The organism is Marinomonas pontica (genome assembly GCF_036322735.1).
Lineage (GTDB): Bacteria > Pseudomonadota > Gammaproteobacteria > Pseudomonadales > Marinomonadaceae > Marinomonas > Marinomonas pontica.
Genome location: NZ_AP027271.1, coordinates 2,828,486 through 2,840,620 on the forward strand (window position 1 = coordinate 2,828,486; position 12,135 = coordinate 2,840,620).

General features: G+C 44.2%; 9 protein-coding genes and 4 tRNA genes. 2 read left to right on the forward strand and 11 right to left on the reverse strand.

Annotated features, from left to right (window positions below):
• Window positions 1-95 precede the first annotated feature (95 nt).
• Window positions 96-1,103: a tRNA dihydrouridine synthase gene (locus AABA11_RS13310; protein ID WP_338268682.1), complete on the forward strand. Its 1,008-nt coding sequence runs from the start codon at window positions 96-98 to the stop codon at window positions 1,101-1,103.
• Between the two features lie 71 nt (window positions 1,104-1,174).
• Here AABA11_RS13310 and AABA11_RS13315 read toward each other — a convergent pair.
• The 9 genes from AABA11_RS13315 to AABA11_RS13355 form a co-directional block, all read right to left on the reverse strand.
• Window positions 1,175-1,251 (reverse strand) — tRNA-Arg (locus AABA11_RS13315).
• A 56-nt stretch (window positions 1,252-1,307) separates the two neighbouring features.
• Window positions 1,308-1,384 (reverse strand) — tRNA-Arg (locus tag AABA11_RS13320).
• Between the two features lie 57 nt (window positions 1,385-1,441).
• Window positions 1,442-1,518: transfer RNA gene (locus AABA11_RS13325), tRNA-Arg, on the reverse strand.
• Between the two features lie 55 nt (window positions 1,519-1,573).
• Window positions 1,574-1,663, reverse strand: a tRNA-Ser gene (locus AABA11_RS13330).
• A 58-nt stretch (window positions 1,664-1,721) separates the two neighbouring features.
• Window positions 1,722-1,910, reverse strand: a complete 189-nt coding sequence (csrA, locus tag AABA11_RS13335) for a carbon storage regulator CsrA (RefSeq protein ID WP_110577005.1) — start codon at window positions 1,908-1,910, stop codon at window positions 1,722-1,724.
• A 142-nt stretch (window positions 1,911-2,052) separates the two neighbouring features.
• The gene (locus AABA11_RS13340; RefSeq protein ID WP_265727979.1) at window positions 2,053-3,294 is read right to left on the reverse strand and encodes an aspartate kinase; all 1,242 of its coding nucleotides are present in this window, start codon (window positions 3,292-3,294) and stop codon (window positions 2,053-2,055) included.
• Window positions 3,295-3,353: 59 nt separating this feature from the next.
• Window positions 3,354-5,972: an alanine--tRNA ligase gene (gene alaS, locus AABA11_RS13345; protein ID WP_420915701.1), complete on the reverse strand. Its 2,619-nt coding sequence runs from the start codon at window positions 5,970-5,972 to the stop codon at window positions 3,354-3,356.
• Window positions 5,973-6,196: 224 nt separating this feature from the next.
• Window positions 6,197-7,294: an alanine racemase gene (alr, locus tag AABA11_RS13350; protein WP_338268687.1), complete on the reverse strand. Its 1,098-nt coding sequence runs from the start codon at window positions 7,292-7,294 to the stop codon at window positions 6,197-6,199.
• Between the two features lie 30 nt (window positions 7,295-7,324).
• Window positions 7,325-8,578 carry a D-amino acid dehydrogenase gene (locus AABA11_RS13355; RefSeq protein WP_338268689.1) on the reverse strand — a complete coding sequence of 418 codons (1,254 nt, stop codon included), beginning with the start codon at window positions 8,576-8,578 and terminating at the stop codon, window positions 7,325-7,327.
• A gap of 192 nt (window positions 8,579-8,770) precedes the next feature.
• Between AABA11_RS13355 and recX the strand changes: the two genes are divergently transcribed.
• On the forward strand, window positions 8,771-9,229 hold the full coding sequence (gene recX / locus AABA11_RS13360) for a recombination regulator RecX (RefSeq protein WP_265727982.1): 459 nt from the start codon (window positions 8,771-8,773) through the stop codon (window positions 9,227-9,229).
• 9 nt (window positions 9,230-9,238) lie between these two features.
• Here the strand turns inward: recX and AABA11_RS13365 are convergent, their stop codons facing one another.
• Both AABA11_RS13365 and recA read right to left on the reverse strand, forming a co-directional pair.
• The gene (locus AABA11_RS13365) at window positions 9,239-10,822 is read right to left on the reverse strand and encodes a coiled-coil domain-containing protein (RefSeq protein WP_338268691.1); all 1,584 of its coding nucleotides are present in this window, start codon (window positions 10,820-10,822) and stop codon (window positions 9,239-9,241) included.
• Window positions 10,823-10,975: 153 nt separating this feature from the next.
• Window positions 10,976-12,040 carry a recombinase RecA gene (gene recA, locus AABA11_RS13370; protein WP_338268693.1) on the reverse strand — a complete coding sequence of 355 codons (1,065 nt, stop codon included), beginning with the start codon at window positions 12,038-12,040 and terminating at the stop codon, window positions 10,976-10,978.
• Window positions 12,041-12,135: the final 95 nt, after the last annotated feature.

Genomic DNA, 12,135 nt, shown 5'->3' on the forward strand with positions numbered 1-12,135 from the left:
CACACCCAATAGCACTGTTTATTTTTTGATGATTAGTTTTTATCACAAACCAGAACAGTTTCATATTTTTTTTGCATAACAGTTAGACTTATTTCGTGAACAATTCCCTGCAAGCAACACAAAATCAAGAAAGAAAAGACATCCACAGCGGCATTGTATTAGCCGTCGCCCCAATGGAAGGTGTCATGGATCACACAATGAGAGCACTACTCTCAAAAATTGGCGGAATGAATTACCTCGTATCAGAGTTTATCCGAGTCACTCAATACCCAATCCCATCATCAACATTCAAGCGCCAAGTACCCGAAAACCAAAACAACGCCCATACAACTTACCATCACCCAGTACATACACAACTGCTCGGCAGTAACGCCGAACTTATGGCTCAAAGTGCGCTTAATGCCATTGAAGCCGGAGCAACTCACATAGACGTTAATTTTGGCTGTCCTGCCAAGCGCGTAAACGGGCACGGAGGTGGCTCTGTCTTATTGCAAACACCAAACATCCTTCATGAAATAATGAGCGCCATAAAAAACACATTACCCAACCACATTCCGCTTTCGGCAAAAATACGTTTGGGCTATGAAGACGAAGCTCTACTGTTTGATAATGTCGCAGCAATCGAGTCGGCTGGAACCGGTACACTAACAATACATGGCAGGACAAAAAAAGATGGCTACAAACCACCCGCTCGCTGGGAGAAAATTGGAGAAATCCAAGATAAGACAACTATGGTCGTTGTTGCGAATGGCGACATCACCGATTTCGACTCACTAACGCGCTGCCAATCCGTTTCTGGCTGCAAACATTTCATGATTGGCCGAGGCGCACTCAACAACCCTTTTGTCTTCCAAGACATAAGAGCAAAACTAGATAACCAAGAAAACTCACTAAAACAAGCGTCGCTCGTCGAGCTCTTCACCGATTACAATATCGAGCTGCAAAAACACTACGACGAAGTCGCGACACTGGGTCGATTAAAACAATGGTGTGGACACTTACGATTTGGTTTTGAAGAAATCAAAGAAAACCTTCAAACCCTAAGACGCTGCAATAGCACACAAGAGCTAACGACAGTGTTTGAAAAGATACTAAGGGAGTAAGATAGAGATTAGATTCTTGAAAATAGTAAGAATGAAGTATTGAAAAAAACAAGGGAGAGGATATTTTAAAATGGTGCACCCGAGAGGATTCGAACCTCTGACCGCTCGGTTCGTAGCCGAGTACTCTATCCAGCTGAGCTACGGGTGCGTAGCAGGTATTGCTTATGAATCTTAACGTGGATAACTTAAGATAAATCTAGAAAATGGTGCACCCGAGAGGATTCGAACCTCTGACCGCTCGGTTCGTAGCCGAGTACTCTATCCAGCTGAGCTACGGGTGCATAGCATTGTTCTATGTGCATTTCATTCTGGATGAAATTAAAATGCATTTTTTGAAATGGTGCACCCGAGAGGATTCGAACCTCTGACCGCTCGGTTCGTAGCCGAGTACTCTATCCAGCTGAGCTACGGGTGCACTACAATTTCTTTCTTTAATCTAAAAAGGATAGCTTTCAGATTAAAACTTGAAATGGCGGAGAGTGAGGGATTCGAACCCTCGATGAGTGTTAACCCATACACCCTTAGCAGGGGCGCGCCTTCGGCCACTCGGCCAACTCTCCGTAACAAGTGGGGCGCATTATATACGACACATTTGTCTTGTAAAGGCTTTTTTAGAAATTAATCTTCTAAATCTTGGTCATCTTGTTCTTTTTGAATGCGAAGATAAATTTCTTCACGATGAACAGACACATCTTTAGGCGCATTGATACCAATACGAACCTGATTCCCTTTTACTCCTAAGACAGTGACAGAAACTTCATCACCAACCATCAAAGTTTCACCAACACGACGAGTAAGAATAAGCATAAGAGTATCTCCCTGTAATAGCTTTTAAAATTTATCTAGAAGAATTGCCCCACAAACCTTGTAGGGCAATTCCTACAAAGCTATTGTAGCCTCTCAATAAAAATTAAACCATCCATTCGTACAGGCTTTATGTATTCAATTGTTACGCTTCTCTAACACCTGGTGTTGCTTCGTTCAATTTGAATGCAGAATGTAACGCACGAACCGCCAACTCCATATACTTCTCATCAATAATGACTGAGACTTTAATTTCAGAAGTAGAGATTAACTGAATATTAATGGACTCTGCAGCCAATGCCTTGAACATCGTGCTAGCAACACCAGCATGAGAACGCATACCCACACCAACAATAGAAACCTTAGCAATCTTAGCGTCAGACAACACCGCACTTGCACCAAGCTCTTGCGCAATCAGGTTTAACGTCGACAAAGCAAGGTCGTATTCATTACGGTGAACAGTAAAGGTAAAGTCTGTTGTCCCTTCAACCGATACGTTTTGAACGATCATATCCACTTCGATGTTTGCATCACTGATAGGGCCAAGAATACGAGACGCAATTCCTGGAATATCAGGAACACCTTTTAATGTTAACTTAGCTTCATCTCTGTTAAACGCAATCCCAGAAACCGCTGGCTGCTCCATACCCTTAACCCCTTCAGTTGTTATCAATGTACCTTCACCTTCAATAAAACTAGACAGCACCCTCAGTGGCACTTGATATTTCCCTGCAAACTCTACAGAACGAATTTGCAGCACTTTAGAGCCTAGACTTGCCATTTCTAGCATTTCTTCGAATGTAATTTTATCTAGGCGTCGAGCGCTGTCCACAACGCGAGGATCGGTTGTATAAACACCATCAACATCCGTATAGATCTGACATTCATCCGCCTTCAACGCAGCGGCCAATGCCACACCAGTTGTATCAGAACCACCTCGACCTAAAGTTGTAATGTTGCCAAACTCATCCGCACCTTGAAAACCCGCCGCGACAATCACTCGACCGGAATCCAAGTCTGCGCGCATCGCTTCGGTATCAATTTTTTGAATTCGAGCTTTACCATGGGCATTGTCAGTTGTAATACGGATCTGTGAACCAGTATAAGAACGAGCGTCAAGACCACGTTTCATCAACGCCATAGAAAGTAGAGCAATAGTAACCTGCTCACCCGTCGACAAAAGCACATCCATTTCGCGAGCATTTGGCGACGGATTGATACTCTTAGCAAGATCGATCAGTCTATTAGTTTCGCCACTCATAGCAGAAACCACAACTACAATGTCATCACCTTGCTGCTTATGTTTCAGCACCCGATCAGCAACCGCCTCAATACGCTCTATTGTGCCTACCGAAGTGCCGCCGTATTTTTGAACTAACAACGCCATAATAATTCCATCATTTAAATCAAAAAGCCGAACCCAAAGCTCTGAAGGAGCAAATCGAGTTATACCCTTTCAGCAACCCAATCAGGGACTAATGCCAAAGCGGCAGACAAACCATCAGGGTTATTACCACCAGCCTGAGCCATATCAGGACGACCACCGCCTTTACCGTCTACCAAAGGCGCAACCATCTTGATTAAGTCTCCCGCCTTAACATTTTTAGTCAGTTCTTTGGTAACGCCAGCAATTAAGCTTACTTTGCCATCATTGACTGCCGCCAAAAGCACAACGGCGGATTCTAACGTGCTCTTCAACTCGTCCAGCAAATCACGCAACGCTTTTGGATCCTCCACTTCCACTTGAGCAACCAACAACTTACCGCCATTGATGTCTACCGCTTGAGAAGCCAAGTCCGCGCCGGCCAACGCCGCCATTTTGCCTTTCAGCACATCCAATTCTTTTTGCAAACTACGGGCTTGCTCGTTCAACGCCACGACTTTGTCTAATGCGCTGTCTTTATTGCCTTTAACAATAGAAGCAATACCATCAAGAACAGACTCTGTTTGACGCGTTGTATCGATTGCCACTTTACCCGTCACCGCTTCAATACGACGCACACCGGCCGCGATGCCACTCTCTGTCACAATCTTAAAGAAGCCGATATCACCCGTACGACTAACATGCGTACCACCACACAACTCAATCGAGTAATCAGCACCCATCGTCAAAACGCGCACTTCGCTGTCGTATTTCTCACCAAACAACGCCATTGCGCCTTTTGCCTTAGCCGATTCAACATCCATGATGTCTGTTTCAACAGGACGATTTAAGCGAATTTGCTCGTTTACCATGTCTTCAATCTGCTCAATTTCTGTCGCTGTTACGCCTTCAAAATGAGAGAAGTCAAAACGCAAACGCTCTGGATTCACCAGAGAGCCTTTTTGCGACACATGATCCCCTAAAATACGACGCAATGCTTCGTGCATTAAGTGAGTAGCCGAGTGATTCAATGTGGTCGCCATGCGCAAAGTACGATCAACCTCACCCGTTACCAAATCACCGATCGACAAACGACCTTCTTTTAGTTCACCGTAGTGCAAATGCGCTTTGGCTTGCTTAGTTGTATTGGACACTTTGAACGCACCCGCACCACGCAACCAACCTTGGTCGCCAACTTGGCCACCAGATTCCGCGTAAAACGGTGTGGTTTTCAAAATGACAGCGGCCACTTGACCAGCTTCAATTGCATCGACAGCCTCACCATCAACAAGGATCACCTCAACTTCACATGTGCCGTTTAGATTCTCGTAACCAGTAAATTCAGTAACAGAATCCAATTTCACACTGCTCGACATATCCATAGAGAAGTTACTGGCTGAACGAGCACGAGCACGCTGTGCATCCATCGCTTCTTCAAAGCCAGCTTCGTCTATTTCAAGATCATTTTCACGGGCAACATCGTTGGTTAAATCCGCAGGAAAACCATACGTGTCGTAAAGTTTGAAAACGGTCTCGCCAGGGATAACTTTTTTGTCGCCTAGTTCAGAGATCGCCTCTTCCAGAATTTTCATCCCTTGATCAAGGGTCTTGGCAAACTGCTCTTCTTCTTTCAGCAGAATAGAAGCCACTCGCTCTTTTAATTTTGTTAGCTCTGGGTAGGCTTCACCCATTTCACCATCAAGCGCTTCCACCAATTTATGGAAGAACACACCTTTCTGCCCTAACTTGTTACCGTGACGAATCGCGCGACGGATAATACGACGCAAAACATAACCACGACCTTCATTGGATGGAATCACACCATCAACAATCATGAAGGAACAAGAACGGATATGGTCAGCAATTACACGAAGAGATTGCGCACTCAGATCGTCAGTGCCAACCACTTGAGCAGCCGCTTTAATAAGATTTTGGAACAGGTCGATTTCGTAATTACTGTGAACACCCTGCAAAATCGCTGCAATACGCTCTAACCCCATGCCGGTATCAACAGAAGGCTTAGGCAGAGGCGCCATTTCACCGTCAGCAGAACGGTTAAATTGCATGAAAACCACGTTCCAGATTTCAATAAAGCGGTCGCCGTCTTCTTCAGGAGAACCTGGAGGCCCACCCCAAATGTGCTCACCATGATCGTAAAACACTTCAGAACAAGGACCGCATGGTCCAGTGTCACCCATTGCCCAAAAATTATCAGACTGGTAACGGCCGCCTTTGTTATCGCCGATACGAATAATTTTTTCAGCAGGCAAGCCGATGTCTTTATTCCAAATATCAAACGCTTCATCGTCTTCCGCGTAAACCGTTACCAATAATTTTTCCGTTGGCAACTTCAACACAACCGTTAAAAATTCCCACGCATAATGAATGGCGTCTTTTTTGAAATAATCACCAAAACTGAAGTTACCCAACATTTCAAAAAAAGTGTGATGACGCGCTGTGTAGCCTACGTTCTCTAAGTCGTTGTGTTTACCACCGGCTCGAACGCAACGCTGAGACGTTGTAGCACGTGAATATGGGCGAAGATCCTCCCCCAAAAACACATCTTTAAACTGGACCATACCAGCATTAGTAAACAACAACGTTGGATCATTTCCAGGTATCAATGAGCTGGATTCCACGATTTGATGCTGCTTACTTTCAAAGTACGATAAAAATGACTGACGTAACTCAGAACTCTTCATAATGGGATGAGTCTCTATCTATAATTTCTGGACGAATTGGATTGCGCGGAAGGCAGTTTGACATACGCCTACCCTATGCAACGAAAAGCACAAAATAGTACACGCAAAGGATAGGTATTTTCAAAAGAAACCGCAGTAATTTGCGGCTTATTTTGTGCAAAACATAAGCAAAAGCACGATTTAAGGATATAAACCGACTTTTGCTCAGTGTTTTAAAAAGAGAATCACAAAGAATCGCTGTCTCGAATATAGCGATAATGCGGGCGGGCCGTCATTCTAGTGACAAGCTCATAACCAATGGTTCCTGCATAATCCGCAACTTCTTCAACGGGAACCTCCCCCCCCCAAAGCACCACCTCTTGACCCATTGCAGGCTTATCAGCAAAATCTTGCATACGCACCGTAATCATATCCATCGACACACGCCCAGCTAAACAAGCTGGCTTCCCATCAATTTGCAATGGCGTGTCTTTTTCAGCATGGCGAGGGTAGCCATCGCCATAACCAACAGCTACGGTGGCTAAAATATGATCTTCCGCCGCGACATAACCAAGCCCATACCCAACCCTGTCGCCTTTTTTAAGCGGACGCGTTGAAATAACCTTGGACGACAATGTCATCGCCGGACGCAAACCCAAAGCACGCCCACTGACTTCTGCAAACGGCGAAATACCATACAGCATAATGCCCGGACGAATCCAACCACCTTCAGGCACACTCCACTTCATAATAGCGGCAGAGTTCGCCACACTGGCAGGAATATCACCGATCAATTGGCGCGCTTGCTCAAAGTAAGTCAACTGCTGCATCGTTGTAAGATCGGACACATCATCTGCACAAGAAAAGTGCGTCATCAAAACCACTTCACCTACCTGATCACTGTCTTTCAATGCAGAGACAAACGATGGCGCTACTTCTTTTTCCACACCAAGCCGGTGCATACCAGAATCGAGTTTAAGAAATACTTTTTCAATCTTAGCGCGGCTCGCCACCAGTTCATCCAGCTGCTGAGCGTTTTCTAATGCAGACCAAAAGCCATATTGTTCACAAAGAGCCCACTCACTGCCTTCAAACACGCCTTCCAACAGCAAGATCGGCGACGTTACTCCCGCATCACGTAATGCCATCGCTTCTTCAATAGCGGCTACTGCAAACGCATCCACCTCTTCATCCAAATATCGAGATACCTCAACAGCACCATGTCCATAAGCATTACTTTTAACCACAGCAAACGCTTTGCATGTCGGTTGTAGTTTTTTTGCATAGCGATAGTTCTGCAGTATTGCATCTAAATCTACCGTTGCCGTGAGTGGCCTTGCCATTTTTACCCCTTAAACTTTTACCGCGATTTATTACTGATAACGTTGTACAGAAAAGTCCTGTGAATCGATCTCGGTCTTATCGCCTGACATAATATCCGCTATCACTGCCGCAGAACCGCAACTCATCGTCCAACCTAATGTTCCATGACCCGTATTCAAATACAAACCGTCAATACCTGTTCGCCCAACAATCGGCGTACCATCTGGCGTCATTGGGCGCAGCCCCGTCCAATACTCAGCCTGCGACAAGTCACACCCCTGATTAAACAAATCATGCACGACATGTGTAATGGTCTCGGTGCGAACTTTCGGCAAATCAAGATTGTAACCATTAAGTTCCGCAGTTCCTGCCGCGCGGATACGACCACCCAGTCGAGTAACAGCAACTTTATAGGTTTCATCCATTACCGTGGAAACGGGGGCAAACTGTGAATCAGTGATATCCACCGTCAGGGAATACCCTTTCACAGGGTAAATAGGCACTGAAATGTCGATCGCTTTAAGCAACTCTTTTGAGTAACTGCCCATAGACACCAAAACATTATCAAACTCAAAGTCACCTTGATCCGTTTTAATGGCACGTACTTTACCAGCTTCCACAACCAAGCGCTCGACTGAGAGGCCAAATTTAAATATCACCCCCAGCGCATCACAATGCTTTTTCAGCTCTTGGCAAAAAACAAAGCAATCCCCCGTTTCATCACCAGTAAGACGTAAACCGCCTTTAAATTTATCAATCACCGGAGCAAGACCAGGCTCAACGTCAAGAATTTGTGCTGGCGTTAGCACCTGATGAGGAACATTGAGTGCTTTAAGTACTTTTATGTCTTTTACAGAGGCCTCGACTTGTTCGTCCTTACGAAAAAGCTGAGTCAAACCACCCTGACCGTCATCGTACTTAATACCAATATCTTTTCGCATAGCAATAAACTGATCACGACTGTATTCAGCCAAAGCCACCATACGAGACTTGTTGACGTCATAAGCCAATTCCGTGCAATTCGCCAACATCTTTCCCATCCAGGCCAATTTTTTCAGTTCTGGATCGGCGCTAACCTTTAATGGCGCGTGTTTTTGCATTAGCCATTTGATGGCTTTAAACGGAATACCAGGTGCCGCCCAAGGAGCAGAATAACCAGGGGAAATCTGCCCCGCATTAGCGAAGCTTGTTTCTAATGCCACCCCTTCCTGACGGTCAACAACCGTCACATCAAAGCCCTTCTTGGCCAAATAATAAGCTGACGTTAAACCAACAACACCCGCACCTAACACGCAAACACGCATAGAAAACCCCAAAAAGTGATAAAGTCATATCGCCCATAATCACACAAGATATATAGTTTTATCATCTTATTTAAAGTTATATAAAAGAATAAAAAACCACAAAATAGCAATATTTTAGTTAATAAGAAATGAAAATGAAAAACTATCTCCCGCCTGATAAAATGTCCATTCAATTCAGCAACGAAAGACGACATGATGAATGAACAAAAAATTTCACCTTTTGATCAAGCTCTGTCTATATTGAGCCACAGAGAGCACAGCACAAAAGAACTCGTCACCAAGCTGAAAAACAAAGGACACTCAGAAGACGATATTGATGCAACCATTGAGCGTCTAGAAGAGATCAACTATTTAAACGATGAACGCTTCGCGGAAATGTTTGTAAGAAGTCGTTTGAGTAAACCTCTTGGGGCAAGCCGAATACACCAAGAACTTATACAAAAAGGAATTAATAGCGAACTCGCAAAAACAGCCATTGCTGACGCCGATGCGGATTGGTTCGAGCTAGCAAAGCAGCTAAAAGAAAGAAAATTTGGTGAAGAGTCCACCACAGACTTTAAAGAAAAAGCCAAACAGACGCGCTACCTTTTGTACCGCGGTTTTGATTTCGAACAAATAAAATACGCACTGTCTGTGCAAGATGACAACTAATCGCCCTGATTATTCTTTGTCTCCCTTAGCCATCAATGCCGTTAAGTATCGTTCTTCCATCTCTACGTATTTTTTCTGAACCGTTTCAATTTTGTTGTCGAGATCGTCTATTTTTTTCTGCAACTTAAGCGCTTCTTCAGACTGATCTCGACCATCATATATTTCCGCTTCCAAACGTTTACGCTCTTCATTAAGCTCGTCGTTTATCTCTTTGAGGTTTTCAACCTCCTCCAAATCTTGACTCGCAAGAAGATCAAGGTCTGAACCGCTTACTGCCACAACGTCATCAGGATGATTTAACTTGTATTCTAGAGTTTCATGAAGGACGTGTGCATTTTCCAAATCACGCTCTAGCATTTCCACATACAATTCAGATTCATTCACCATTTGACGCAAAGAAGCGAGTTTAGCAACTTGTTCATTAGCATACGCATCGGACGCTTCAGTAAAGGAGTCTTGGTACAATAGATCTTCTATGTTTTTCATGGTGTTACGCTCTTCTTCGATAACACCATAAATATCCATAGACGGAGAAGCCGATTGTTTTTTTTGCTCCAGTAAGGCTTTTTTCTTTTTCAGTGCTTCATCCCGTTTAATCGCATCGATATTCAGGTTGTAGCGAATGGTTTGTAAACTGAGTAACTTGGACTCCAAACGCTTCACGACTCGGCCACTTTCAAGCAGCGTTTTTTCCAGTCTCACAATCAACACATCGTATGCGCTAATATTTTTTCCTGCCCCTTCATTACCAGCCTTAGCCTCATGAACCTGTGTTTTTAATCCTTCAATAATCGTTTTTTGGTACGCCGCCAACTCTTTCAAGCTGGTCACTTTGCTGTCCAACTCAGTACGAACAGAATCCAAGAAGCCCGACTCACCGGCCTCTTCAACAAACGCCTCCAGTACGTTGACATAAGAAGCATTTTCACCGCCAGCTTTGACTTCCTCCAAATGCTGTTTCAACCGGTCTAAAAATTCACACATACTGGCCATTTCGGCTCGAAGCGATGTAAGCGATTCGTCCAGCTCGGCCTCCTTTGCCAGCGCGCTTTGCAATTCTGCCAATTCATCATTCAATTCAGACGTAATATTAACTTCATCAAATACCTTATCGCTGGCCTTCTGAATCACTTTATTCAGTTCATTTAACAGGGATTGATTGACTTTTAACGACTTCAATAAAGCATCAATTTCTTGCGCGCGATCCACACGATCCAAAAGACTCTTAAAGACACCTAGTAGCATTAAGGCCTTATCATTCGGTACGGAATGTTCAATGATGTGTGTCTCAACATCTAAAAAAGTGGCCCAACAAGACAGCGCAGATCGCCCTTGGAAATCCTGTTTTGGTAACGCTGTAAGCAAACGAGTGCATATCAGCCGCTGCTGCTTTAACAACGCTAACCACTCCTGCTTTTCACTTTCTGAAACCATCGTCAAATCATTTTTCACCCCAGAAGCATCCCCTCCCGCGCGCTCTGGTGTGGAGCCTTGAGCCTCTCTTTTTAAGGCAAAATAGCGAACAACAAAAAATACAAGCGAAACCGACAGTAACGCACTTATAACAACAAGCCCCCAGTGCCAAACTAACATATCGATGACACCTCCTTTTGAATAAGCAAAAAAAACATCTTAAAAGGTTCACGACAAAGAAACCATCAAACCTACAATATTTAACGCACACACCACAAAAACAAAAAAAGCAGACACAAGGCCTGCTTTTTTCCGTTCAAAACTAGATTCGATTTAGAAATCTAGCTGTTCGACTTCTTCTTCCGCTTCTTTGGCAGAGGCATTAGCTTTTACATCAGCCTTTTTAGGCAATAAGTCTTCACGAATTTTGGCTTCAATTTCTTGTGCTATTTCTGGATTGTCCGCAAGGAATTGCGCAGCATTCGCCTTACCTTGACCTATTTTATTTCCACCGTATGCATACCAAGCGCCAGCTTTATCGACGAAACCTTGTTTAACACCCAAATCAATGACTTCGCCCATGCGATAAATACCCGCACCGTACATAATTTGAAATTCTGTTTGTTTGAAAGGCGGCGCTATTTTGTTTTTTACCACTTTAACGCGGGTTTCGTTACCAATCACTTCATCGCCCTGTTTTACAGAACCAATTCGACGAATGTCCAAACGTACAGAAGAGTAAAATTTAAGTGCGTTACCACCCGTCGTGGTTTCTGGGCTACCAAACATCACACCAATTTTCATACGAATTTGGTTGATAAAGATAACAAGACAGTTTGCGTTCTTAATGGAACCCGTCAACTTACGCATCGCTTGCGATAATAAACGTGCCTGAACACCAACAGAAGAACTGCCCATTTCACCTTCAATCTCAGACTTAGGTACCAACGCCGCAACAGAGTCGACAATAACAACGTCAACACTGTTAGAACGCACCAGCATGTCAACGATTTCAAGCGCTTGCTCACCTGTATCCGGTTGAGAAATGAGCAGGTCTTCGATATTTACGCCCAACTTCTCAGCGTAAGAAGGGTCAAGCGCATGCTCTGCATCGATAAACGCACATGTTTTACCTTGTTTCTGAGCTTCCGCAATAACACTCAATGTAAGCGTCGTTTTGCCTGAAGACTCTGGTCCGTAGATTTCGCAAATACGGCCATAAGGAAGTCCACCTGCACCCAAAGCAATGTCCAGCCCCAAAGATCCAGTAGAGACTGTATCAATATCAAGCTTGGCACCTTCACCCATCTTCATGATGGCGCCTTTACCAAATTGACGCTCGATCTGAGACAGCGCTGCGTCTAACGCCTTTTTCTTGTTGTCTGCAATAGATGACATGATGAATTCCTTGTTGCTACTTTCGTTGTGATTAGTTGTCGTTGTGGGTAACTCTATCGTTTTTTTCAGGCAATCTCAAGAAATACTGTATATAA